The sequence below is a fragment of the Tsukamurella hominis genome, from assembly GCF_965137015.1.
Taxonomy (GTDB): Bacteria; Actinomycetota; Actinomycetes; order Mycobacteriales; family Mycobacteriaceae; genus Tsukamurella; species Tsukamurella hominis.
The window spans coordinates 1-23739 of the sequence record NZ_CBCRZG010000011.1 but is presented as its reverse complement, the minus strand read 5'-3'; the positions used below and the strand labels follow the sequence as shown (position 1 = coordinate 23739).

General features: G+C 65.5%; 23 protein-coding genes. 16 read left to right on the top strand and 7 right to left on the bottom strand.

The genetic code is table 11. The features are described from left to right. The first annotated feature begins 30 nt into the window (after nucleotides 1–30). A complete protein-coding gene (locus ACM9LD_RS14700) occupies nucleotides 31–624 on the top strand; it encodes a PadR family transcriptional regulator (protein WP_415677365.1) in 594 nt (197 codons plus the stop codon). A gap of 149 nt (nucleotides 625–773) precedes the next feature. Further along, entirely contained in the window at nucleotides 774–1589 is an 816-nt protein-coding gene (locus ACM9LD_RS14695) for an alpha/beta fold hydrolase (protein ID WP_415677364.1), read from the top strand. Between the two features lie 11 nt (nucleotides 1590–1600). Here ACM9LD_RS14695 and ACM9LD_RS14690 read toward each other — a convergent pair whose 3' ends face one another. From ACM9LD_RS14690 to ACM9LD_RS14675, 4 genes are read right to left on the bottom strand one after another with little or no spacing between them, the layout of a single operon-like run. Further along, a complete protein-coding gene (locus ACM9LD_RS14690; RefSeq protein WP_415677363.1) occupies nucleotides 1601–2503 on the bottom strand; it encodes an alpha/beta hydrolase in 903 nt (300 codons plus the stop codon). Nucleotides 2504–2553: 50 nt separating this feature from the next. Then, nucleotides 2554–2976, bottom strand: a complete 423-nt coding sequence (arr, locus tag ACM9LD_RS14685) for an NAD(+)--rifampin ADP-ribosyltransferase (protein WP_102101563.1) — start codon at nucleotides 2974–2976, stop codon at nucleotides 2554–2556. Further along, complete coding sequence (locus tag ACM9LD_RS14680; protein WP_415677362.1) at nucleotides 2973–3473, bottom strand: DUF1648 domain-containing protein; 501 nt, start codon at nucleotides 3471–3473, stop codon at nucleotides 2973–2975. The genes arr and ACM9LD_RS14680 overlap by 4 nt, the downstream gene beginning before the upstream one ends. Nucleotides 3474–3483: 10 nt before the next feature. Then, a complete protein-coding gene (locus tag ACM9LD_RS14675; RefSeq protein ID WP_415677361.1) occupies nucleotides 3484–4023 on the bottom strand; it encodes a DUF1648 domain-containing protein in 540 nt (179 codons plus the stop codon). Nucleotides 4024–4116: 93 nt separating this feature from the next. On the opposite strand from ACM9LD_RS14675, the gene ACM9LD_RS14670 reads away from it, so the two are divergent. The 11 genes from ACM9LD_RS14670 (at nucleotide 4117) to ACM9LD_RS14620 (ending at nucleotide 19039) form a co-directional block, all read left to right on the top strand. Then, nucleotides 4117–4554 (top strand): OsmC family protein, encoded by a 438-nt coding sequence (locus ACM9LD_RS14670; RefSeq protein ID WP_224646170.1) that lies wholly within the window; start codon nucleotides 4117–4119, stop codon nucleotides 4552–4554. A gap of 3 nt (nucleotides 4555–4557) precedes the next feature. Then, nucleotides 4558–4839 carry an acylphosphatase gene (locus ACM9LD_RS14665; RefSeq protein WP_336670646.1) on the top strand — a complete coding sequence of 94 codons (282 nt, stop codon included), beginning with the start codon at nucleotides 4558–4560 and terminating at the stop codon, nucleotides 4837–4839. A gap of 3 nt (nucleotides 4840–4842) precedes the next feature. After that, nucleotides 4843–5673, top strand: a complete 831-nt coding sequence (locus ACM9LD_RS14660; protein ID WP_415677360.1) for a hypothetical protein — start codon at nucleotides 4843–4845, stop codon at nucleotides 5671–5673. Then, nucleotides 5673–6878 (top strand): glutathionylspermidine synthase family protein, encoded by a 1206-nt coding sequence (locus ACM9LD_RS14655; RefSeq protein WP_415677359.1) that lies wholly within the window; start codon nucleotides 5673–5675, stop codon nucleotides 6876–6878. Before ACM9LD_RS14660 ends, ACM9LD_RS14655 begins: the two co-directional genes overlap by 1 nt. Continuing rightward, nucleotides 6875–7333 carry a DUF350 domain-containing protein gene (locus ACM9LD_RS14650; RefSeq protein WP_068524835.1) on the top strand — a complete coding sequence of 153 codons (459 nt, stop codon included), beginning with the start codon at nucleotides 6875–6877 and terminating at the stop codon, nucleotides 7331–7333. Before ACM9LD_RS14655 ends, ACM9LD_RS14650 begins: the two co-directional genes overlap by 4 nt. 10 nt (nucleotides 7334–7343) lie before the next feature. Continuing rightward, a complete protein-coding gene (locus tag ACM9LD_RS14645) occupies nucleotides 7344–8363 on the top strand; it encodes a LacI family DNA-binding transcriptional regulator (protein ID WP_415677358.1) in 1020 nt (339 codons plus the stop codon). 160 nt (nucleotides 8364–8523) lie between these two features. Then, nucleotides 8524–9825 carry an MFS transporter gene (locus tag ACM9LD_RS14640; RefSeq protein ID WP_415677357.1) on the top strand — a complete coding sequence of 434 codons (1302 nt, stop codon included), beginning with the start codon at nucleotides 8524–8526 and terminating at the stop codon, nucleotides 9823–9825. 11 nt (nucleotides 9826–9836) lie between these two features. After that, nucleotides 9837–11321, top strand: coding sequence for a glycoside hydrolase family 32 protein (locus ACM9LD_RS14635; RefSeq protein WP_415677356.1), 1485 nt, complete (start codon nucleotides 9837–9839; stop codon nucleotides 11319–11321). Nucleotides 11322–11372: 51 nt separating this feature from the next. Next, nucleotides 11373–14957, top strand: a complete 3585-nt coding sequence (smc, locus tag ACM9LD_RS14630) for a chromosome segregation protein SMC (RefSeq protein ID WP_415677355.1) — start codon at nucleotides 11373–11375, stop codon at nucleotides 14955–14957. A gap of 679 nt (nucleotides 14958–15636) precedes the next feature. Then, a complete protein-coding gene (locus tag ACM9LD_RS14625; RefSeq protein WP_415677354.1) occupies nucleotides 15637–16536 on the top strand; it encodes a hypothetical protein in 900 nt (299 codons plus the stop codon). 571 nt (nucleotides 16537–17107) lie between these two features. Further along, nucleotides 17108–19039, top strand: a complete 1932-nt coding sequence (locus ACM9LD_RS14620) for a hypothetical protein (RefSeq protein ID WP_415677353.1) — start codon at nucleotides 17108–17110, stop codon at nucleotides 19037–19039. Here ACM9LD_RS14620 and ACM9LD_RS14615 read toward each other — a convergent pair whose 3' ends face one another. Then, the gene (locus ACM9LD_RS14615) at nucleotides 19040–19480 is read right to left on the bottom strand and encodes a (deoxy)nucleoside triphosphate pyrophosphohydrolase (protein ID WP_415677352.1); all 441 of its coding nucleotides are present in this window, start codon (nucleotides 19478–19480) and stop codon (nucleotides 19040–19042) included. Beyond that, a complete protein-coding gene (locus tag ACM9LD_RS14610) occupies nucleotides 19477–20382 on the bottom strand; it encodes an HNH endonuclease (RefSeq protein WP_415677351.1) in 906 nt (301 codons plus the stop codon). Before ACM9LD_RS14610 ends, ACM9LD_RS14615 begins: the two co-directional genes overlap by 4 nt. 154 nt (nucleotides 20383–20536) lie before the next feature. On the opposite strand from ACM9LD_RS14610, the gene gndA reads away from it, so the two are divergent. The 3 genes from gndA (at nucleotide 20537) to ACM9LD_RS14595 (ending at nucleotide 23088) form a co-directional block, all read left to right on the top strand. Continuing rightward, nucleotides 20537–21979 carry an NADP-dependent phosphogluconate dehydrogenase gene (gndA, locus tag ACM9LD_RS14605; protein WP_415677350.1) on the top strand — a complete coding sequence of 481 codons (1443 nt, stop codon included), beginning with the start codon at nucleotides 20537–20539 and terminating at the stop codon, nucleotides 21977–21979. Nucleotides 21980–22117: 138 nt separating this feature from the next. Beyond that, the gene (locus ACM9LD_RS14600) at nucleotides 22118–22498 is read left to right on the top strand and encodes a WXG100 family type VII secretion target (RefSeq protein WP_415677349.1); all 381 of its coding nucleotides are present in this window, start codon (nucleotides 22118–22120) and stop codon (nucleotides 22496–22498) included. Beyond that, entirely contained in the window at nucleotides 22495–23088 is a 594-nt protein-coding gene (locus tag ACM9LD_RS14595; protein WP_415677348.1) for a DUF3558 domain-containing protein, read from the top strand. The genes ACM9LD_RS14600 and ACM9LD_RS14595 overlap by 4 nt, the downstream gene beginning before the upstream one ends. 7 nt (nucleotides 23089–23095) lie before the next feature. Here the strand turns inward: ACM9LD_RS14595 and ACM9LD_RS14590 are convergent. Then, nucleotides 23096–23739 (bottom strand): TetR/AcrR family transcriptional regulator (locus ACM9LD_RS14590; RefSeq protein ID WP_415677347.1); only part of this gene is annotated, 644 nt, incomplete at its 5' end.

Sequence of the window (23739 nt, the reverse complement as noted above, 5' to 3'; positions counted from 1 at the left end):
AGTCCGAGCAGGTTGAGCGAAGGTGGGCGCATGTCGGCGACGAAGCTCTTGGTACTCGGCATCGTGCACCTCTCCGGCGGCGCGCATGGTTACCAGGTGCGGTCCGAACTGCAGAGCTGGGGTGCGGAGACGTGGGCCAAGATCAATCCCGGCTCGGTGTATCACGCGCTCAAGAAGGCGGCGGCTGATGGCCTCCTCACCGAACACGCCGAGCCGGGCAATTCCGGGCCGGAGAGAGTCCTGTACCGCGTGACAGCGCGGGGACGTGACGAGATGGTCGACATGGTCCGCGACGGTCTGCGGCGCACCCACGACGCGGACATGCTCAACGCGGCGATTGCGATGTTGCCCATGCTGACCAGGTCAGATGCCATCGCGCAAGTCGGCGAGCGGGTCGCGCGCCTGGAAGCAGAGCTCGTAGCGCAGGCCGAGTGGCGGAAGCACCCCAATCGGGACACCCCGGAGCACGTCCGCGAGCAGGCCGACCTGTGGGCGGGGCACGCACGCACCGAACTGGAGTGGGCGAAGAGCCTGAGCGGACGCCTCTCTGAGGGTGCCTACATCATGGCTGATGATCCGGGGTCGTGGCGAACGGTCCCTGATCACCTCAAGAAGAGCTCCTAATCAAGCTTGACTAGATGGTCCTCGAGGTGCACTCTGAGCTAGTAATCAAGTTTGACTAGAACGCTCAGCCAACGCCACCACCGGTGCCAAGCCCGGAACTCCCGATGCTCCGACGGTGACGACCGCGCATCGATAAGAGGAGAGAAGCAATGAACGAGATGACACTTCGTGTGACGTCCGTCGACGGTACGAGAATCGCCTACGACCGGACAGGCGCTGGCCCGGCGGTGATCCTCGTCGGCGGCACCCTGGACGACGGCACTGAGAACGCGCCGCTGGCCAGGTCCCTTGCCGACCATTTCACGGTCTACAACTACGCACGACGCGGCCGGGGAGCCAGCGGCGATGCGTCGCCGTACGCACTCGCGCGTGAGGTGGAAGACCTCGACGCGCTGATTGCGATGGCCGGCGGCTCAGCTCATGTGTACGGCTCGTCATCTGGCGGTGCTCTCGTGCTGGAGGCAGCTGCGGCAGGGTCGGCGATCGACAAGATCGCGGTGTGGGACGTGCCGTACGCGATCGGAGACGACCTGCGGCCGAGGTTCGATCAGTACCTCGCGGACACCCGCGAGGCGTACGAAGCCGGCCGGGATGAGGAGCTCCTGGAACTGTTCATGACATTGACCGGCGGACCCGACGCGGACATCGCGGCCAGCAAGCAACACCCGCTCTGGACCTCGTCCGTCGTGCTCGCCCACACGCTCGTCAAGGACGCCGTGGTCCTCAATGACTACACGATCCCCACTGACCGACTCACCCGCATCACGCAGTCGGTCCTGGTGACCACCGAGGGGTCGATCACCCAGCCCCAGCTGGCGGGCATGCCGACCGACTTCTTCGTCCGCGCCGCGAGCGCGATAGCCGCTGTCATCCCTCAGGCCGGACGACACACGCTGGACGGGCAGGGACACGTCGTCGCCCCTGAATCCATGGCCCGTGTGCTGACGACGTTCTTCACGCAGTGAATGGGCCTGGCTCAAGCACGCAGCCATGCGTCGACGGCAGCGGTGGCACTGCGACCCACTGGCGTGGGATGGTTCGAGAAGCCGTGCGGCACATCCGGATAGATCCGAAGATCCACGTCGTTCCCTGCGGCCGCCAGCCTCGCCGCCATGAGCAGACTGTCGGGGAGAACGACGTCGTCGCTGCCGACGGTCAGCAACGTCGGCGGCAACCCCTGGAGGTCGCCGTACGCGGGTGACACATCGGGATCGGTGCGGTCCTCCACCTCGCCGACGTACGCCTCGACGAAGTAGTCGTCGACGACAGCGGCCCCTGACGGATTGAGTCTGGTCAGGTCGTAGGTCCCGGCCTCCAGCACCGCTCCGCGGAAAGCGTCGCCGCGTCCTCCTGCCCGCAACCGCAGCAGGACGCATGCCGCCAGCGTCGCTCCCGCCGAGAAGCCGCTGATGAAGAGCCTGTCCGTTCCGAAGCGCTCTGACGCGCGTTCGATGAGCCACTCGGCGGCTGCGCAGCAGTCGTCCGGGGCTGCCGGCCACGGGTGCTCCGGCGCGAGACGGTAGTCGACCGTGACCACCGCGAGCCCTGTGGCATCCGCACGACGAGCGTTCCGCTCGTCGTCGGCGACCGCCGAGCTCATGTAGAACCCGCCGCCGGGGCAATGCAGTAGAACGCCGACGGCCGGACGCTGCTGCGGCTCGATGATTCGGATCGGTACGGCGTGCCCGGCGAGATCCGCAGACTCGGCTTCGGCGCGAACGGAACCGGCGAACCGCAGGCTTCGTTCGTGCCGGACCGCGATCAGCTCGTCGTAGCCGGCGATCGCCGAGCCACGAGGCCTTGCCGCGTAGAACTCGCGGGTGAGGGCCGCATCGGTGGCCGATACCGATTCGAGGAGACCGTTCAGCGCGAAATCCATACCTCAGGCCAACCGGGCTGAGGGCCGGTTCTCGCGGGACCCGGAGGTGATCAATTGATGATCTCGCCGCGGTCGGCGGGTGCCTTGGAGACGATCGTGTCGCGCCACATCTGCAGCGCCTCGGGGGTGAGCCGGGTCCAGTCGGTCACCTCGGCGACGACGCGCAGCGGCTCGGTGCTGCGGTACGAGCGGGTGGGATTGCCGGGGAACTTCTTGTCGGTGACGTTGGGGTCGTCCTCGAAGGCGCCGGTGGGCTCCACCTCGTAGACGCGCGGGGCGGCACCGTCGGACTTGAGCTCGGAGGCGAGCTCCGCGGCGAGCCCGGCACCGTCGCGCAGGGCGGTGAAGTAGATGTGGTTCATGACCACATCGGGGCGGTAGTTCGAGACGAAGCCCGCGCTGAGCAGGTCGCCGGGCTGGAGGTCTGCGGTGGTTCCGTGGAAGAAGGGGCCGGTTTCCGTGGAGGCGCTCATGCGGCCAGGTTATCCGCCGGCGGCCGGACCAGCCGCCACAACAGGTGACCGCTGCCCACGGCGATGACCGCGAAGACGGCCCAGATGCCGACGCCGAGAATCGGATTCCCCTCGGGGCTGACGATGGCACCGGTCACCGACACGGCAAGAAGGAGCAGCACCGCGGTCCCGACCGTGAGCAGGTATCGCTGCAGGAGGGCGTCGAGGCCGGGGCGATGCGCGGGATCGAGCCAGTACGCGCGAGCCGTGGGCGGAAGGTTGATGAGGCCGTCCGGGAGGGCGGACGTGCAGGCGGCGAGGACGCCGAACAGCGCCGCGAGGGCCGCCGCAGAGACGGCCAAGATTCCGACCGCCGAACCACGGGGACTCCAGGAGTCGGCTGTCCCACCGGCGCCCCAGTGCGTGGGGAAGGGATCGGGACCCGACGTCGCGGCCCAGGCGAGCGAGGCGCCGCAGAGCAGGACCGCGGCGAGGAAGATCCACCATCGAGGTCGCATGCGGATGACGTTACCTCGACGAACGATCTCCGGTGCGACCCGGGCGGACGCCCCGCGACGTCGTCGTCGACCGCTTCGGCGGGTGGGTGAGCAGCCAGATCAGGTAACCGATCGAGCCCACGAGCGCGACGAGGAAGAGGATGACCAGCGTCGACTTCGCGGCGGTCTCCGTGGGGTCGATGACCGTCACCACGAACGTCGCGCCCTGGAGGACGAGGAAGAGGCCGCCCGCCCAGAGCAGGAACCCGGAGACGATGTCGTCGAACGCGGGCCGGTGCTCGGGGGACAGCCAATAGTCGCGCCGCGGCGTGTTGATGATCGAGGTCGGGATCCGCGGCGCGATCAGTGCGAGCACCGCGATCAGGACGGCGACGCCCGCCGCGATGCCCGCGTGCAGGGACACGGCCTCGGCGCGCGGGGTCCACGAGTCCGGCTGCCCGGACAGGCCGAAATGCGTGGGGAACGGGTCCGGTCCGGAGACCGCCGCCCACGCGGCGGCGGCCGCGTACGCGAGGACTGTTCCGAGGAACGACCACCACCGCGCACGCATGTTCACAACGCTACCGGTCTCCCGCCGATAGGGACGGCCGAGCCCGGCCCTCCGAGCGCTGGTCGTGGACGGTGCTGCCGTAGATTGGGGCATATGGCCGACGACACGAACGCGCAGGCACCGTCCACCGAACTCTGGGTCGAGCGCACCGGCGTGCGCCGCTACACCGGGCGCAGCTCGCGCGGCGCCGAGGTGCTGGTCGGCTCGGCGGACGTCGAGGGCGTGTTCACCCCCGGTGAGCTGCTCAAGATCGCCCTCGCCGCATGCAGCGGCATGTCGACCGACCACGTGCTGGCCCGCCGCCTGGGGGAGGACTACGACGCCACCGTCCGGGTCTCCGGCGACGCGGACCGGCAGAACGAGGTCTACCCCGAGCTCAACGAGATCCTCGAGCTCGACCTGTCCGAGCTCGACGAGGCGGCCCAGGAGCGGCTGATCACCGTCGCCCGCCGCGCCGTCGACCAGGTGTGCACCGTCGGCCGCACGCTCAAGGCCGGCACGACGGTCAATCTAGACATCACTTCGGGGTAGCGCGTGCCCGATGATCAGGCCCGGATGACGGCGTGGGTGCACGGTCACGTCCAGGGCGTCGGGTTCCGGTACTGGACGAAGACTCAGGCCCTGGAACTGGGCCTGCTCGGTTACGCTGCGAATCAGCCGGACAGACGTGTGCGGGTCGTGGTCGAGGGAGACCGCTCCGCATGCGACACTCTGCTGCAACGCCTGTGGTCGGGGGATACTCCGGGCAGGGTCGATCTGGTCGTGGAACTGTTCGGGCCCGCGCGAGGCGGGCTCCCGTCGTTCGAGGAGAGGTGAGGCATGCAGCCGCCCATCCCTGAGAACCGCCCGGTGGGCGACATCCCCGGGCCGGAGTCGAACTACATGCCCGTCCCCGGGATGCCGCCGGAGCTGCATCTTCCGGACACGGGAGAGGCGCCGCGGCGGCCCGGTCGGATGCGGCAGCAGGACGAGAACACGCAGGCCCGCCCGGAGACGGTGGGCGAGGCCCGTGCCCGGCAACGGGCCCAGCGGCAGCGCGCCGAGGACGAGCAGCGCGAGGCGGCGGAGGCCGCCGCCGCGGCCGCGAAGAAGAGCCGTCGGCGCAAGCAGATGATCGGCGCCGGGGTCGGCGTCGGCGTGGTGGGCGCGATCGCGCTTCTCTACGTCGCGATCCCGGACAACGACAACACCCAGAACGTGAACACGCAGACGGCGTACTGCACCGTCGACGGCGATCAGGTGGTCTCCGACGACTATTGCTCGCGGGGCACGTACAACCCGGTGACCGGCTTCATCTTCCTCAACGGCATGAGCTACCGGTACAACTACGGCGGCTCCTACAACAACGGCCGCATCACCGGCGGCAGCTACGACCGGCCCGCCAACACCGCCTTCCGCACCTCGACGGGCGCGGCGGTGGACCCGGCGAAGACCACATCGTTCGGCACCAACGGCCAGACGAACGCGGCGAGCAAGCCCGCGGCGCCGGCCGCCGGTTCGCGGACGGGATCGGGGAGCGGCTCGGGCAGCGGGAACACCAACGCCGGCAGCAACAGCGGGTCCAGCGGAAAGAACATCGATCGCGGCGGCCTAGGCACCTCCAGCAAGGGCGGGAGCTCCAAGGGCGGCTCCGGATCGAGCGGCTCCTAGTGCGGCGCATGCGGGGAACGCCCCGCGCGGGCTGGCAGCGGACCGTCGAATCGCAGGGCCTGGTGTTCGGCACCCCCGCGCGCGACGGTGCCGGCGACAGCCGGAACTACTGGGACGAGTCCGTGTTCTACGAGTTCGACATGGACGAGGTTCTCGCCCTCGAGGCGCAGGTCGAGGTGCTGCACTCCATGTGCCTCAAGGCCGTCGAGAACGTGATCCTCACCGAGCGGTACGCCGACTTCGGCATCCCCGAATGGGCGTGGGGCCCGATCGAGGAGTCGTGGAAGCGGCAGGACCCGCACGTCTACGGCCGGTTCGACCTGCGCTACGACGGCCGGCGGCCCGCGAAGCTGCTGGAGTACAACGCCGATACGCCCACCTCGCTGCTGGAAGCCGCTGTGGTGCAGTGGTACTGGTTCCAGGACACCGCGCCGGACAAGCGCTCCTGGGACGAGGGCGGCTACGACCAGTGGAACTCGCTGCACGAGGCGCTCGTCGCGCGCTGGGGCGAGATCCGCAACGTGATCCCGGCGTCGGAGCTGCACTTCACCTGGTCCGGCGCCGACGCGACGGGCGAGGACCACGTGACCACCGGGTACCTGCAGGAGACGGCCGCCGAGGCCGGCTTCGACACCGTCGGCCTGCCCATCGAGGACATCGGCTGGGACCACGACCTCAAGACCTTCGTGGATCTCGAAGACGCCCCGATCAATTCGGTGTTCAAGCTCTACCCGTGGGAGTGGATCCTCGAGGACGACTTCGGCAAGCGGGTCGTCGAATCGATCCCCGCCACCACGTGGATCGAGCCGCTGTGGAAGGCGATCCTCTCCAACAAGGCGATCCTCGCGGTGCTGTGGGAGATGTACCCCGACCACCCGAACCTGTTGCCCGCCTTCATCGACAGCCCCGGCTTCCTCACCGAGTACGTGAAGAAGCCCAAGCTCGGCCGCGAGGGCGCGAACCTCACGATCGTGGACGCGGGCCGCGAGACGGCCACCGGCGGCGTCTACGGCGCCGAGGGCTACGTGTACCAGATGTTCGACCCGCTGCCCGAGTTCGACGGCTACCGCCCCGTGATCGGCGCCTGGGTCGTCGGCGACGAGTCCGCCGGTATCGGCATCCGCGAGACCTCCGGACTCATCACCGACGACGGTGCCGCCTTCATCCCGCACCGCATCACTCCGAAAGGCACGACCGCATCATGAACACGACCCTCCTCGCCGCCGCAGACCTGGGCACCCTGGGCAAGGGCATCGGCGCGATCTGCTTGTACGCCCTCGTCGGCCTGCTGCTCATGGTGGTCGGCTTCTACGCCGTCGACCTCTCCACCCCCGGCAAGCTGCGCGACCTGGTGAAGGCCGGCAAGCCCAACGCCACCTACATCACCGGCGCGGGCATGCTCTCGATGGCGTTCATCATCGTCGTCGCGATCTACGCCAACTACACCGGCGGCGGCAACCTGCTGGACGGCGTCATCTACTCGCTGGTCTACGGCGTGGTCGGCATCATCGCGCAGATCGTCTCCGTGCGCGTCCTCGACCTGGTCACGGGCGTCGACATGGACGAGCTCATGTACTCCGAGGTCTTCCTGCCGCAGGCCCGCGTCATCGCCGCGTCGCACGTCGCGCTCGGCCTGATCGTGGCGATGGCCGTCCTCTGACGGCAGCGTCGTGAGGCAGCACCGCGTCACCCTCGCCGACGTCGCCCGGGAGGCGGGTGTCTCGGTGACGACGGTGTCGTTCGTGCTCTCCGGGCGCGAGGGCATGCGGATCACCGAGACGACCGCCGACCGGGTTCGTGCCGCTAGCGAACGGCTCGGATACCGGCCCGATCTCGCGGCCCGCAGCCTCCGAGCGCGGTCGACGATGACGCTCGGACTCGTCTCCGACACGATCGGATCCGAGCCCTACGCCGGGTACATGGTGCGCGGCGCGATAGAGGAGGCCGGGGCGACGTCGCGGATGGTGATCCTCGCGGAGACCGAGGACTACTCCTCGGACGGCGCGGACCTCGTGGAGGCGATGCTGGACCGGCGCGTGGACGGGCTGATGTACGGCGCCATGTACACCCGCGAGGTCGTCCCGCCCGCACGTCTCTCCTCCGTCCCGCACGTCTTCCTCAACTGCCTGCCGACCGAACTCACCGGGCCCGCGGTGGTCCCCGCGGAGCGCGCCGCCGGGCGGACCGCTGCCGCGGCGCTCCTCGCGGCGGGGCATCGTGACGGGATCCACCACATCGGTGGCCGTCAACTGTCGGACCTGCACCCGGACGGCATCTACGCCGGACATCAACGGCTGCAAGGGATCGAGGAGGAGCTCGCGGCCGGGGGAGTCGAGCTGGCCGGCGTCGTCGAGTGCGAGTGGGTGCCCGAACAGGGATACCGGGTGGTGTCCGAGCTGTTGCGCTCGACGCGGCCCTCGGCGCTGATCTGCGCGAACGATCGCACCGCGTTCGGGGCGTATCAGGCCATCGAGGAGGCGGGGCTCGTTGTGCCGGAGGGTGTTTCGGTCGTCTCCTTCGACGACTCCCAGCTCGCCGGATGGATGCGGCCGGGCCTCACCTCGGTGGCGCTGCCGCACCGGGAGATGGGGGCGCGCGCGGTCGACCTGCTGGTGTCGGGCGACCTCGACCCGGTCGTCCACGAAGTGCCGATGGAGCTCGTCGTGCGGGGTTCGGTCGCGTCGGTCTGAGCCGGCGACTTCCATTGCTCGTCCTAGCAACAATTTCTGCTGTCGCTAAAACGATAAGCTAAAACGATTAAGCCCTTGTGAACTGGGTGTTCCTCGTTGTAGTCTTCGTCACACCCGGACGGTGATGGTCGTCTGGATCACGGCGAGAGTTTGGACCCCCATGGCATCGTTCACCCAGGCCTTGAAGAACAGGGCCTACCTGCATTCCTCTGTCACGTTCCTGCTGTTCTTCGCCTCCTGGGGCATCTGGTGGTCGTTCTTCTCGCCGTGGCTGCTGAAGAGCCCGGAGGAGGGCGGGCTCGGGCTCAGTGGTGCCGAGCAGGGCACCGTCTACTCGACCAACTCGATCGCCGCGCTGATCGTGATGTTCCTGTACGGCACGGTGCAGGACAAGCTCGGTCTCAAGCGGCACCTGGTGATCCTCGCGTCGATCGCGATGGCCGCGATCGGGCCGTTCTTCATCTTCGTCTACGAGCCGCTGCTGAAGAGCGCCTTCACGGCGGGTGTGATCGTGGGCGCGATCTACCTCTCCTTCGGCTTCCTCGCCGCGGCGGGCCTGCTCGAGGCCGTCAGCGAACGCACCAGCCGCCGTTTCGGATTCGAATACGGCCAGGCCCGCATGTGGGGCTCTTTCGGCTACGCGATCGTGGCCCTGGTGGCCGGCTTCCTGTTCGCGATCGATCCCCACCTGAACTTCATGGTGGGCTCGGCGTTCGGTGTGCTGTGCCTGCTGGTGCAGATCTTCTGGAAGGACGAGAAGGCCGATGCGGCGGCTGCGCACGTCGAGCCGAGCACCCCGTCGTTGGGTGAGATGGTCGCGCTGCTGAAGATGGGCCGCTTGTGGAAGGTGATCCTGGTCGTCCTCTTCACCTGGACCTTCTACACCGTCTACGACCAGCAGATGTTCCCCGACTTCTACACGCACCTCTTCGACTCCGTGAAGCAGGGCGAGCAGGTCTACGGCGTGCTCAACTCCGTCCAGGTGTTCCTGGAAGCCGCGATGATGGGTGTCGTCCCGATCCTCATGCGCAAGGTGGGCGTGCGGAACATCCTGCTGCTCGGCTTCACCGTGATGACGCTGCGCATCCTGGGTACCGCGGTGTTCAGCGACCCGGTCACGGTGTCCATCGTCAAGCTCTTCCACGCCCTGGAGGTGCCGTTGTGCATCCTCGGCGTCTTCCGCTACTTCACGCTGCACTTCAACGCGAAGCTGTCGGCCACGCTGTACATGGTGGGCTTCCAGATCGCCTCGCAGGTGGGCGTCGTCATCCTGTCGCCGCCGCTGGGCGCGCTGCGCGACCAGCTGGGCTATCAGCCCACCTTCTACATCATCGCGGCCACCGTCGCGGTGGCGAGCACGATCGGCTACCTCATCCTCAAGAGGGACGACGAGGAGGTGGACGGCGATCCGTTCTACCGGGACGGCCAGGAGCCGCTCGACACCGCGAAGGCCGGCGCATGAGGGGCGGGAATGTGACCGGTTCGACCATGGAGGCGGAGCTCGCGCGTGCCGAGGCCGCCGTGGCCGCGCTCGCCGCCGGCCGCGGTGACCGCTGGTACCCGCGCACGCACATCGCCGCGAACGCCGGCTGGATCAATGACCCGAACGGCCTGTGCCACTTCGGCGGCCGCTACCACGTGTACTTCCAGCACCACCCGTACAGCGCGCAGTGGGGCCCGATGCACTGGGGCCACGTCTCGAGCGAGGACCTGGTGACCTGGCGGCACGAGCCGATCGCCCTGGCCCCGAGCCTCGACGAGGACCGCGACGGCGTCTTCTCCGGTTCCGCGATCGTCTCAGAGTCCGGTGATGAGCTGGTGGTCTATTACACCGGCCACCGCTGGCGCAACGGCGTGAACGAGGACGAGGGCAACCTCCAGGTCCAGTGCATGGCGCGATCCTCGGACGGGACGACCTTCGTCAAGGAGGGCGTCGTCGTCACGGGCCCGCCGGAGCTGCCGCACTTCCGTGATCCGAAGGTCTGGCGGATGGGGGACACCTGGTACATGGTGTTCGGCGTGTGCTCGGCCGACGAGCGGGGCGAGGTCTGGCTCTACACCTCCGCCGACGGAGCCGCCTGGGAGTTCGATCGCGTCGTCTTCCGCGATCCGGACCCGAACGCCTTCATGCTCGAGTGCCCGGACATGTTCCCGCTCGGCGACAAGTGGGTCATCGTCTACTGCCCCATGGGCCCCAAGCCGCAGGGTTACGGCCTGCGCAACGGGCACAAGGCGGGCTACGTGGTGGGGGACTGGGCGCCGGGCCAGGACTTCGTGCAGCTCACCGACTTCCGGCCCGCCGACTGGGGCGGCAACTACTACGCGCCGCAGAGCTTCACCTCGCCCGACGGCCGTCGCATCGCCTTCGGCTGGATGGGCGGCTTCGACCACCCGATCGTCTCGCAGCGCGACTCCTGGTGTGGCCAGCTCACCGTGCCGCGCGAGCTCACCCTGGCCGACGACCTGAGGGTCCGCGCCATGCCGGTGGCCGAGTTCGCCGGCTTGCGCACCGCCACCGTCGACCTGGGGGAGGTGACGATCGGGCGCGACGAGGAGCTGACCCTCCTGCCCGACCTCGACTCGGCCGACATCGAAGTCACGATCTCCCTGCCCGACGGCGACGCGGAACGCGTCGGCCTCGTGCTCCGCACCGAGACCGGCAACGAGATCCTCGTCGCCTACGACGATCTCGCGCAGCGCGTGCTGATCGACCGCCGGCGCGCGGGGTACGGGGAGCGCGGCTACCGCGCGGCGCCCTTCGACGGCGACGTCCTGCGGCTGCGCATCGTCGTGGATCGCGGATCGGTGGAGGTCTTCGTGGGTGACGGCGCGGAGTGCGTCAGCTCGCTGGTCTTCCTCGGCGAGGGCGTGCGCTCGGCGATCCTGTTCGCAGAATCGGGCTCCGCACGGTTCACGCAGGCCACGGCCCATCGCCTCGGGTCGATCTGGGAGAACTGACCGCGCGCGCCCATCGGGCCCGGCCGGGCGCGGAGGGTATTCTCGACAATCGTGTATCTCAAGTCGCTGACGTTGAAGGGCTTCAAGTCCTTCGCTTCGGCGACGACTCTGCGCCTCGAACCGGGCATCACCTGCGTCGTCGGGCCCAACGGCTCGGGTAAGTCGAACATCCTCGACGCGCTGCGCTGGGTGATGGGCGAGCAGGGCGCGAAGGGCCTGCGCGGCGGCAAGATGGAGGACGTCATCTTCGCCGGCACCTCCGGCCGCGCGCCGCTGGGCCGCGCCGAGGTCACGCTCACCATCGACAACTCCGACGGTGCGCTGCCCATCGACTACTCCGAGGTCTCCATCACGCGGCGCATGTTCCGCGACGGCGCGGGCGAGTATGAGATCAACGGCACGAAGTGCCGCCTCATGGACGTGCAGGAGCTGCTCTCGGACAGCGGCATCGGCCGCGAGATGCACGTCATCGTCGGCCAGGGCCAGCTCGCGGCGATCCTCGAGTCCAAGCCCGAGGAGCGTCGCGCCTTCATCGAGGAGGCGGCCGGCGTGCTCAAGCACCGTCGCCGCAAGGAGAAGGCGGTCCGCAAGCTCGACTCCATGCAGGCCAACCTCGCCCGCCTCACCGACCTCACGACGGAGCTGCGCCGCCAGCTCAAGCCGCTGGGGCGGCAGGCCGAGGTGGCCCGTCGGGCGCAGACGATCCAGGCCGACCTCCGCGACGCCCGGCTCAGGTTGGCCGCCGACGACCTGGTGCGGCGGCGCGCCGAGCTCGCCGACCAGAGCGGTAACGAGGCGGCGGTGCGTGAGGAGCAGAATCTCGTCGCGGAGCAGTTGGACGAGGCGAATGCGCTGGTCGCGGAGCACTCGGAGGCCGTGGCTGCCTTGGACCCGGCGGTGAAGGCCGCGGGCGAGGGCTGGTTCTCGCTGTCTGCGCTCGCCGAGCGGGTCTCGTCGACGGAGCGCATCGCCTCCGAGCGCGCCCGGCTGCTGTCTGAGCCCGTCCAGCACGCTCCCGGCCGCGACCCCGACGAGCTGGAGGCCGAGGCCGAGCGCGTCGCCCAGGAGGAGGCGGAGCTCATGGAGGCCCTCGAGGAGGCCGCCATGATCCTCGAGGAGGCGACCGAGGAGCTCGCGTCGCGCGAGGAGTCCGCCCGCGACGCGGAGAAGGCGCACATGGCCGCGGTCGCGGCGATCGCGGACCGTCGGGAAGGGCTCGCGCGCCTGGCAGGCCAGGTCGAGACCCTGCGGACTCGCGCCGAGTCCGTGGAGGCGGAGTCCGGTCGGCTCACCGCCGCCATCGCCGAGGCGGTGGAGCGGGCCGAGGCCGCCGAGGCCGAGTTCGAGCAGGTCCAGGGCCAGATCGCCGAGCTCGACGCCTCCGAGGCCTCGCTCGACGAGCACCACGAACGCAGCGTCGCGGCTTATAACGCCGCCAGCGCGCGGGTGGAGGAGCTACGGGCGTCGGAGCGGGAGGCCGAGCAGAAGGTCGCCTCGCTCGTCGCGCGCATCGAGGCGTTGTCGATGAACCTGGACCGGGGCGACGGTGCCGCCTGGATCGCCGAGCACGTCGACGGTGTGACGGCCGCCGTGTCGTCGCGGCTCTCCATCCGCGCGGGTTACGAGAAGGCCGTCGCCGTCGCACTGGGACCGGTGGCGGAGGCTGTCGCGGCGGGCTCGGTCGATGCGGCCGTGACGGCGGTTGCTCGGCTGCGCGAGGCCGACGGGGGCCGGGCGGCCGTCGTCGTCGAGGGCGTCGCGCCCGGCACGGTGCCCACGGGCCCCCTGCCCGACGGTGCGGTCTGGGCCGTGTCGTGCGTGACGGCTCCGTCGTCGTTGGAGGGGGCGGTTTCCGCGGCGCTGGCCGGGTACGTGCTCGTTTCGTCTGTCGACGAGGGCCTGGCGGTGGTCGCCGCGCGGCCCGAATTACGGGCCGTCACGTCCGACGGTGACGTCATCTCGCACGGGGTGCTGACCGGCGGCTCCGCGGCGCGGCAGTCGACGCTGGAGGTGCAGAAGTCGATCGACGCCGCCGAGGCGACGCTGGGGGAGACCCGGCGGTCGGTGGAGTCGCTGTCGGCCGCTCTGGCCGGGGCTAACGAGGACTTGGCGGCGCGGCGCGAGGTGACGGAGTCGGCGCTGGCGGCGCTGCACGAGTCGGATGCGCAGTTGGGCGCGATCTACGAGCAGTTGGCCCGGTTGGGGCAGGCGGCGCGGAGTGCGCGCGACGAGGCGGAGCGCCTGGTGGCGCAGCGTGCGCGGATCGAGTCGTCGCGCGACGAGACCCGCGCCGCGCTGGTGGAGCACGAGGAGCGCCTCCGCCTCGCCGAATCGCTGCCGGACGAGACGGTCGCGGTGGGGACGGACGAGCGGGACGCGGCCGCTGCGGCCCTGTCGGCGGCGCGGTCGGTGGAGATGGAGGCCCGGCTCGCACGGCGGACGGCTGAGGAGCGCGCGGCCGGCGTGCGGGGCAAGGCCGAAGGGCTTCGACGGGCCGCTGCTGCCGAGCGTGCGGCGCGGGAGCGGGCGGAGGCGGCGGCTGCGGCGCGGCTGGCCGCCGCTGCGGTGGCTTCGTCGGTGGCGGAGGGTGCCGCGCTGGTGACCTCGCGCCTGGGGCGCGCGGTGACGCGTGCTGCTGCGCATCGTGATGCGCTGGAGGCATCACGTGCCCAGCGCGCCGGCGCTCTGGACGTCGCGCGGCAGGAGGCGACGGCGCTGACGGCGCGGTTGGCCCAGCTGACCGATGCCGTGCACCGCGACGAGGTGGCGCGGGCGCAGGCGGCGCTGCGGATCGAGCAGCTCGAGGAGCAGGTGCTGGAGTCGTTCTCGATGTCGCCGGACGATCTGGTGGCGGAGTATGGGCCGGACGTTCCGCTGCCGCCCTCTGCGCTCGAGTTGGAGGAGTACGAGGCGGCGCGCGAGCGCGGCGAGACGGTGGTGAAGCCCCAGGGGCTCCCGTTCGACCGGGCGGTGCAGGAACGGCGTTTGAAGCTCGCGGAGAAGGACCTCGCGACGCTGGGGCGGGTGAACCCGCTGGCGCTGGAGGAGTTCGCGGCGCTGGAGGAGCGCTACAACTTCCTCTCCACGCAGCTCGAGGACGTGAAGTCGGCCCGCGAGGACCTGCTGAGCGTGGTCGAGGAGGTGGACGCCAAGATCCTGCAGGTGTTCACCGAGGCATGGGTGGATGTGGAGCGCGAGTTCGTCGAGGTGTTCAAGACCCTGTTCCCGGGTGGCGAGGGCAAGCTGATCCTCACCGATCCGTCCGACATGCTGACCACCGGCATCGACGTGGAGGCCCGGCCTCCGGGCAAGAAGGTCAAGCGCCTGTCGCTGCTCTCCGGTGGCGAGAAGTCCCTGACCGCCGTCGCGATGCTGGTCGCCATCTTCCGCGCTCGCCCCTCACCCTTCTACGTCATGGACGAGGTCGAGGCTGCGCTGGACGACACCAACCTGCGCCGCTTGATCTCCCTGTTCGAGCAGCTGCGCGACAAGAGCCAGCTCATCGTGATCACGCACCAGAAGCCGACGATGGAAGTCGCCGACGCGCTGTACGGCGTCTCGATGCGAGGCGACGGCATCACCCAAGTCATCTCCCAGCGGATCCGTGGGCAGGAGCTCGGCGCCTTGCCGGTGTGAGGTCTCTCGAAGACTCAACTTTGAGCCCGGTTCAGTTAGCCAAACTTGGATGCTTCTCGCACCCCACGTCGGTGCAGGCGCATGAGAAGCCTATGAGGAATTTGGCATCCCAATCACGTTCGTCTTCTGACGTTGGTAGTACAGCGTCGGCGATTGTCCAGCATGACAGGCAGCGCCCTGATACGTTGCGCAGTGTGGCATCGCATACGGAGTGGCGGGAGTACGTATGAGCGTTGCGGATGTTCTATTCGAAATCGACCCCCCTGACGATTCCGGTGCCGAAACCGCTGATCGTTACGACTGGCAGGCGGCGGCTGCGGCGGCGGACGGAATGTTGGCGTACATGGAGGCTTGTGATGCGGGCAGTCCGGCGGGGGCAGAATTGCGGATCATATGCGAGTATCACGAGGACTGGGTGGTGTGTATTGGATCCGAATTCGAGCTTGTGTCTGCTAAGCACCGGGAGCCGGCCACCGGACCATGGAGCAGTATTACGATACTAGTATCTGCCGGTGGTATAGGACATCTCTTTGTTCGATGGCTGGAGCTTAACAAGTCGGGGACAGCTCGATTGGTCACATCCGCTGCGTTAGGCACTGGAGAAGCAACCGGCTTCCGAGATTGGACAAGGAGCCTGCGTGCTGGCGATGCTACCGACAGCCGCCAAATAAGAGGCGGAATGACCGTCAAGCAATGCTTGAACAAGTTCTGCCGGGCTTTGATGATGTATCGGAAGGGAGTGCCGAAAGAATGGCACGCCCCTGAGGGGGCGCGTGCAAGCGCGTTAAGGATCCCGAGAGATCTATTAGACACTGCCAGGGAATTTCTTACGGTCCTGACAATAGACGAACCAAGACCGGGGCGTGAATTGATTGATCACGCCGCACCAAGTCTCTACGTCGCGCCCCTCATGGAACATATGGGGCACCCGCCTGCATCTGCCGAGTCGGTATGGCAAGCTGTGCGCGAGTTGTTTAGGGCAAGAATGCGCTCAAATGTGTTGTCGAAAGGAGTTGGCGGAGGCCTGGCCGGCCATGTTAAGCGGTGCAGGTTTGGTATGGATTCGCACGAGACTATCGAGATTCGCACAGTCACGCTATCTGATATCAAACTTGCCATTCTGATGGCATTGCAGAACCCGCAGGCGTACTCGCTATTGACCCCACCGCCCTTTGTGACCAAGCTTTCGGTGAAGATGGCCCATGGCGGTTGTTCTGACAACAGTATTTATCGCGCCGAACGGCTTAGAATTGATTACAACAACTATCGGCGAGATCGACGAGAAATGGTCCCAGGTAGCTCGATTGAGGATCGAGAGATTGAGCGATACTTATCGAGGGTTGCTGACGAGGAAACAAGCACGTCCGCAACACCATCAGGAATGTGGGGAGACAAGCTATGGAGAGGCCTATCCAACCGCCTGGATTCGTCGCGAAACGGCGAATTTGAAGGACTTGATGGGGATCTAGCGCTTGGAGGCATTTGCGAGTTGAGCGCACGGTGCGAGGTTTGGTTCAGTCCGAGATTCGATGTTGACCAAGCAATTGCCTCAGCGCTTGAAATCTCGGAGAAGTCATGAACTTCCTTTCGCGTGACGAGCAGAACCTTTCTCGACTCGCGGCAGCCCGAAACGAATTGCCTTATCACGAAGTGCGAGTCCTCCTAATAGTGGCTGCAGTTGCACATTCAGAAGAGAGCGCGAATGGCAGGTTGGACGGATTGACGAAGTTGGCGAAGCTTGACTTTCTTATCCGATATCCACATGTCGCTACTCGTGTGCTCGATCTGATCGATGCGAGCGACGATAGACTTCACTTGGATCGAGAAGCTGACGGACTAGTCACTGACCCGATGATTCGCTACAAATTCGGACCCTGGGATGCTCGCTACTACTCGATTGTGGGCTCACTAGTTGGCAGAGGGTTGATGAGTGCGCAACGGGGCACGCGTAACCAAATCTCTTTTGCACCAACCCAACTGGGGAACAAGGTGTTGGTCGAGCTCGTATCAAAGCACGAATGGCGGGCGGTCGGAGAACGATGCAGCGCGATAGCGGAGGCCGCGGCAGGTATGTCGGGTACACAACTCAAGGATCTAGTGTATGCACGACTACCGGAGATGATGGATCGTCCCTATCGTGAGGAGATCTCGTGACAACAAGATTCCGCATTGATCGGATTCTGATCGATTCGTTACAAGGCGAAATCGAGTACAATTTACCTTCCCCGTTGACTGTTTTTGCCGGCGGTGTTGGCGTTGGAAAGAGCACACTCTTTGAGCTAATCAAGTACGGGCTGGGTGGGAGAGGACTGCTCGCAGATGTAGTCCGGTCTAATGTGACTTCCATCAGCCTCGACATTGCTGTTGGCGTCGAGAATCTTCGTCTGGTGCGCACGGTGTCGGCGGGTAAGATATCGCGAAAAGTCTTCGTTTTCGATTTGAATACTCAAGCATCGATTGGAGACCTTTCTGCCGACGGTTCTGGAGCTGACTCGATTAGTTCATTGCTGCTAACTTCAATGGGACTACCCGACGATGTAAAAGCGGCACCCAAGGTGTCGACGTCGACTAACCAGGGGGCGAAGATCACGTTTAACGACGTGTTTCGCTACATGTATATTTCCCAAGGCGACATCAATGAGCAAATTGCGGCGAGCTCGGACAACTACTATCAGCCCAAGCGCAAAGCGGTCTTCGAACTACTATTTGATCTAACGAACCGTGAGATCCTGGAAAAGCGATCGAAGCTTGCAAGGGTCAGGGGGGAGTGGGAGGTTGCTGATCGTGAGCATCAGTTGGCTCTCCGGTTCTTGTCTGACACGAAAACAAGAACGAGGCAGGAAGTTGAAGCAACTCTCGAGAGGATTGTGTCTACACGGGATGCGGCAACTCGAGAGATCGAGACCATAAGGGCTTCCATAGACGCTTCGGCTGATCGCGAGGAACGCACATTGAGGGAGTTGTTGTCAGACTCCGAAACGCGCGTGTTAGAGGCGGAGACACAACTAGCCATCTTGCGACAACAACGTTCAGATTTTGACCGCGAGCGAAACCGCATTGAGGGTGATATTGAGAAGGTCAAGCGGACGACTAGTGCAACAGAGAGCCTATCTGGTATCGAGTTTGTCACGTGCCCACGATGTCTTCAAGGAATATCGGAAAGGGGCCACTCGCGTGATGTATGTCCGCTCTGCCTGCAGGTGGATCCTATGGCAGAGAATGCCGATATCGCGGATGTGAGGATGGAACGCGATATGGAACACTTGGTTGGTCAGATTGGAGAACTTGGCGCGCAGATAGGCGCGATAGATGTGGCGCTTAACGACGTGTCAGAAGCGCTCGATGCGCGATTGGCGTTGAGAAGTAGCCTGTCAGAAAAGTTGCGCGGAAAGGGTAGTATTCAAATGGGGGATGCTATTCAGCAGTTTGCAGACGCTACGAAAGTCGTGGCGGAATCTGATGTGCTGAGGAATGAGCTTGAAAAGACGCTTATTCAGTGGGATCGTGCCGATGACTTGTTTGAGTCGGCTTTGTCACTGAGGGGGGAGATTGACGATCTCACTCGTAAGATTGACGAGGAAGAGACGATCCTGGGTGAGCGACGAGATGAATTATTATCTGAACTTAGTCTGGAATTTGATCGTGTGGTAGCGGAAGTTGGCATCCCGGGCGTTGAGGATGCATCCATATCGGGTTCAACCTACCTCCCTGTGATTAATGGACAGTCCTTTGACAAGTTTAGTCCGGTCGGCGGGGTGCGTACGGCGGTTCAAGTATCGTACTGGGTGACATTGTTGAATGTGTCACTTCGGCGGCGCGATACGTGGTATCCCGCCTTCATGCTACTTGATAGCCCGAGGACGTCTCTCAACAATGACGATGACCTGTCGGCAGCGCTATACAAATTGCTTGTTACGGCGGCTGATGTCGCAGAAGATCGCGTTCAGATGGTTATTGGAGACAATGAGTTGCCTGCTACGTATCGGGGGGCGTATGCACAGATCGATTTCAGCTACGAGCGACCGGCAGTTAGTACGGTTCGGCACCCCGGTAGGGATGCTGTTACTACAATTGGTGGGTGACTACGAGCAGCGGCCTCGCTTGTCTTTGGTTAGCAACCTTACGGCAGTGATTGCCTGCTGATCGGCGGGCAGCCATTGTATCCTGTCCAGCTCGCCTATCGGTACCCACTCCAGTCTATCGTGGGCGACCAACGGTTTTGGTACGCCAGATTCTATTGCGGCAAGAAATAGTCTCATTGAATACTTATGAGAAATTGTCCAGCTGCCTGAATTGTTGAATACTTCCTCTCCTAGAATGATCTGTACTCCAAGCTCCTCGAGTAATTCGCGTTTCAGCGCTTCATGTGCGGACTCAGTCTGGAGGGCCTTCCCGCCCGGAAATTCCCACTGGCCAGCAAGTGCTGGAGGGTAGGTGCGTCGGGCCGCCAGTATGGAGGTGGGGGAGCTTAGGCTGTCTACAATGACGGCGGCAACAACGAGTTGGTGGCTACACTCGCTCATGCGCTCAGGAATCTCTCATATTGCGTCTTGAGCAGGCTCGGTGAAGGCAGCTGGTCACGCCGTTTTGGGAGAAACATTAGGTTCTGGTTGTGAAGGTTCTTGAGGCCGTGCTCGAGCATCGGACCATCGATTTCATCGAGGATGTCGTTCCGAATCTGTACTTGGTAATCGGGCGTGATACCCAGGATCCTGACGTCATACGCTCGGTGGTGAATCTTGCACAGGCTGAGTCCGTTGGAGACGATTGGCTCGCCGTCCTCACTGTCGGGGATGATGTGGGAGGCGTCTAGAAGTTCACGATGGTTGAGGTTGCACACCGCGCAGTGGTCCTCGTAGGCGCGGAGGACACGGGACCGGAAGACTGGCTGGTGGACTCGGGACTTGACTTCGCGGGTGACGTACTTGCGGATAGCGGCTTCAACAGGAGAGTCGGGGCGATACATCTCCGCAGTGTCGGCGAATGCGACGACGAACCGGCGATCGGTAGGCTCCTCGCCAACGACGTAGACGGGGAAGATCGCCTGCAATTCACCAGGTGCGACACCGAAGAACCACGTCAGCGGTTTGTGGGTGCCGATGAGGCTTCGGAGACCGACGTTGTCAGCATCGTTCGGATTGACGCCCTTCCAGCTGTAGCGGAGAAACCCGTCTTCCCCGATCTCGTCTGAGTAGTTGAATGCGCTCTTCGTCTTGTAACTCGTCATGATCGTGAGGGCATGCTGCAGCTGTCGCGGCTTCCTGATTCCACGAGTCGGGTCGATGAGCTTGAAGGGCTCACCGTCGAACTCGAAGTCGTGCAGAAGCATGTCGCGCGTGACGGGATGCTCCTGGTCGTTCGTCACCCGGCGCAGAAACTCCATCGCTTCGAGACGTAGACGGAGATCTGTTGCGTCATCGAACACTTCGGCTCCTGTCAGTTGGATCTTTGAATTTAGCCGACAGGACCGACATGTTGGGCAAGGTCGGGTACGTCAGGTTCAACGGTCACCGTCGGGCGTGGGGACGTAACGTAGGGACCGAGTGTGAACCACCATGAGGAAGAGGGACGAACAAGCGATGAGCAGCTACGACGCCAAGGCGAACATCGGAGTGGTGGGGATGGCGGTGATGGGCTCCAACCTGGCCCGCAACCTGGCGTCCCGTGAGGGCAACACCGTCGCGATCTACAACCGCTCGCCGGAGAAGACGCACGAGGTCGCCAAGAACCACCCCGAGGCGAACTTCGTTGCCAGCGACACCATCGACGAGTTCGTCGCGAGCCTGGCGAAGCCGCGCACCGCGATCATCATGGTGCAGGCCGGCGCGGGTACGGATGCGGTGATCGAGCAGCTCAAGGAGCGGTTCGAGCCGGGCGACATCATTGTCGACGGCGGCAACGCCAACTTCCACGACACCATCGCCCGTGAGGCGAAGATCGCGCCGACGGGCATCCACTTCGTCGGCGCCGGCATCTCCGGCGGCGAGGAGGGTGCGCTCAAGGGTCCGTCGATCATGCCCGGCGGCACCGCCGAGTCCTACAAGACCCTCGGCCCGATCCTCGCGTCGATCGCCGCGGTCGCGGAGGGGGAGGCCTGCGTGACCCACGTCGGCACCGACGGCGCCGGCCACTTCGTCAAGATGATCCACAACGGCATCGAGTACGCCGACATGGAGCTCATCGGCGAGGCCTACGACCTGCTACGCAACGTAGCCGGCTACACGCCCGCCCAGATCTCGGGCCTGTTCGCCACGTGGAACGAGGGGCCGCTCAACAGCTACCTCATCGAGATCACCATCGACATCCTCAAGCACGTCGACGCGGAGACGGGCAAGCCCTTCGTCGACATCGTCACCGACCAGGCCGGCAGCAAGGGCACCGGCGTCTGGACCGTGCAGACCGCCCTCGACCTGGGCGTGCCCGTCGGCGGCGTCGCCGAGGCCGTCTTCGGCCGCGCCGTCTCGTCCAAGAGGGCGCAGCGCGACGCGGTCCGTGCGCTCGGCATCGAGCGCCCCACGGCCCCGCGGGTCGACGATTCCTTCGTCGACGACGTCGCGAAGGCCCTCTACGCCTCCAAGATCGTTGCCTACGCCCAGGGCTTCGACGCGATCATCGCCGGCGCGGAGAAGTACGGCTGGAACATCGACAAGGGTGCCGTCGCCAAGATCTGGCGCGGCGGCTGCATCATCCGCGCCCAGTTCCTCAACGTCCTCGCCGACGCCTACGCCGAGAACCCCAACCTCAACACCCTGCTCGAGGCACCGTACTTCGCGCAGGCCATCCGCGACGGCGAGGAGGCGTGGCGCCGCGTCGTCATCACCGCTACACAGGCCGCCGTCCCGGTGCCGGGCTTCGCGACGGCGCTGAGCTACTTCGATTCGCTCAACGTCGACCGCCTGCCCGCCGCGCTCGTCCAGGGGCAGCGCGACTTCTTCGGCGCGCACACCTACAAGCGCGTCGACAAGCCGGGCACCTTCCACACCCTATGGTCGGGCGACCGCAGCGAGGTGAAGACGGACTGAGTTCGGCTCGAGAAGGGGCGCGGCCGCATCGGCCGCGCCCCTTCTGGGTTCGGTGGACGAGTTGGGAACCGATCGCCGAGCTGGTGCGTCCAATAGATGAGGGCGCGTGCTCGCCTGCCGGTGACGATCGGAGGAATCATGGGTAGTCCCGAAGCGGACAAGATCCGAGACGAGGCGCAGCAGCGCATCGCCGATCGTCCGAACATGGTGCTCGACGGTGACCCGATCGAGGAGCTCGCCAAAGCGCATGATCGGCACGCCGCAAGGCTGAAGGAGATTGTTCAGTCCCTCACGGAGGTTGGCCGCACCAACTATCTCGGCGACACGATTGAGGGGCGCGCCGCGACTTTCAACATCGGCGTTGCAGTGCACAATCACGAGAACTCAGTCGTTCAGAATCTCAATCGAGAGGCTGACGAGGCGAAAGTAATCGCTGCAGCACTACGGCAGATCGCTAAGGATCTTGGCGACACCGAGCTTGAGAACGCCGCGGGGATAGGGAAGGTCCGGCTCGGGTGAAGCATGGTGTTTCGGTGCTGGCGTGTGCTGTGCTCGTCGTCAGTTGCGCGGTATCGGTGCCAGGGGAGGGAGTGTCGGACGAGCGAGCCGTGAAGCGAGCTTCTGCGAGCGCGCGACCTCTGCCGTTCGTGCCGCAGTATGAAGGCCGAACTAATGAACGCAACGACGGAACAACCTTCGAACCGTGCACCGCGTACTCAGACAATGAGATGCGTGCTCTTGGAGCGGATCCGCGGACGCTCAAAGACGTCATGATCTCAGTCTCCCCGAACTACCGAGGATGTAGGTGGCAGTCCCCTGATGGGTCTGCCTACTTCAGTCAAACACTTGGCAATGAGGTCTCGTTGGAGGTCTACAAGGCGAAACAGAGTCGTCGTCCGTGGCAGTCTGATCGTCTGATCGACGGACGCACAGTCATCCTGACGACGGAGGGTGACGACGGATGCTTCGCCTCATTCATGTCGGAGAACGCCATCATTCATTCTGCCTACACGGTCGACGGGTGGGGCGCGAAGCCGTCCACAGGCCTGGTGGCCGAGTGCAACAAGGCGATCGAGTGGGCGACGCTGGCGATCTCGAAGGCGCCGTGACGACGATCTACGCCAGCACCCGCTGAATCGCTCGACAGATCGCGTCCACCACGTCATCGTCGTCGAACCCCGCCCCGGAACCACCGCCCGCACCTGCGCCGACGGCACCGTCGGACCGCAGACCGATCACGGACTCCACGAGCCGGAACGGTAGGAGCGTGCGCGGGTCACCGTCGTCGCCCAGAACAGCAGCGGCCAGAGACCGGTAGTGCGAGGCCAGCTCCGCCCGGTCGGCGCGGAACTCGGCGAACTCGTCGGCCGCCAGCTCGGGCAGGTGATACAGAGCCCCAAGGTTGTACCGTGCCGCCAGCAACTGCCCGGCGTCGGACCGAGCCAACGTCAAAAGCCGGTCGAGAGGCGAACCGTCGGCGGAGACCACGGAGCGTGCGAGCGCGAGCGGCGCCTGCACCGTCGCCTCCAGCAGCGCGGTCAGGATCTCGCCCTTCGTGGGGAAGTAGTGGTACAGCGAGGCCTGCCGGATGCCCACGGCCTCGGCGATCTGCCGCGTGGAGGTGGCCGCGTACCCGCGCTGGGTGAACAGCTCGGCCGCGGCGTCGAGGATCTCGTCGACGGCCGTGGCGCCGGGCCGGCGCGGATCGTTCGCCCGCGGACGCCCCCGCCTACCTGCGGTTTCCGCCCCGCCGGCCCGGC

What these genes read in the sequence shown, in the direction of transcription:
- ACM9LD_RS14640 (WP_415677357.1), top strand. Translation starts at nt 8,524, where the DNA reads ATGGCATCGTTCACCCAGGCCTTGAAGAACAGGGCCTACCTGCATTCC.
- gndA (WP_415677350.1), top strand. Translation starts at nt 20,537, where the DNA reads ATGAGCAGCTACGACGCCAAGGCGAACATCGGAGTGGTGGGGATGGCG.
- ACM9LD_RS14700 (WP_415677365.1), top strand. Translation starts at nt 31, where the DNA reads ATGTCGGCGACGAAGCTCTTGGTACTCGGCATCGTGCACCTCTCCGGC.
- ACM9LD_RS14625 (WP_415677354.1), top strand. Translation starts at nt 15,637, where the DNA reads ATGACCGTCAAGCAATGCTTGAACAAGTTCTGCCGGGCTTTGATGATG.
- ACM9LD_RS14600 (WP_415677349.1), top strand. Translation starts at nt 22,118, where the DNA reads ATGGGTAGTCCCGAAGCGGACAAGATCCGAGACGAGGCGCAGCAGCGC.
- arr (WP_102101563.1), bottom strand. Translation starts at nt 2,976, where the DNA reads ATGAGCGCCTCCACGGAAACCGGCCCCTTCTTCCACGGAACCACCGCA.
- ACM9LD_RS14615 (WP_415677352.1), bottom strand. Translation starts at nt 19,480, where the DNA reads ATGAGCGAGTGTAGCCACCAACTCGTTGTTGCCGCCGTCATTGTAGAC.
- ACM9LD_RS14670 (WP_224646170.1), top strand. Translation starts at nt 4,117, where the DNA reads ATGGCCGACGACACGAACGCGCAGGCACCGTCCACCGAACTCTGGGTC.
- ACM9LD_RS14680 (WP_415677362.1), bottom strand. Translation starts at nt 3,473, where the DNA reads ATGCGACCTCGATGGTGGATCTTCCTCGCCGCGGTCCTGCTCTGCGGC.
- ACM9LD_RS14695 (WP_415677364.1), top strand. Translation starts at nt 774, where the DNA reads ATGAACGAGATGACACTTCGTGTGACGTCCGTCGACGGTACGAGAATC.
- ACM9LD_RS14650 (WP_068524835.1), top strand. Translation starts at nt 6,875, where the DNA reads ATGAACACGACCCTCCTCGCCGCCGCAGACCTGGGCACCCTGGGCAAG.
- ACM9LD_RS14660 (WP_415677360.1), top strand. Translation starts at nt 4,843, where the DNA reads ATGCAGCCGCCCATCCCTGAGAACCGCCCGGTGGGCGACATCCCCGGG.
- ACM9LD_RS14675 (WP_415677361.1), bottom strand. Translation starts at nt 4,023, where the DNA reads ATGCGTGCGCGGTGGTGGTCGTTCCTCGGAACAGTCCTCGCGTACGCG.
- ACM9LD_RS14690 (WP_415677363.1), bottom strand. Translation starts at nt 2,503, where the DNA reads ATGGATTTCGCGCTGAACGGTCTCCTCGAATCGGTATCGGCCACCGAT.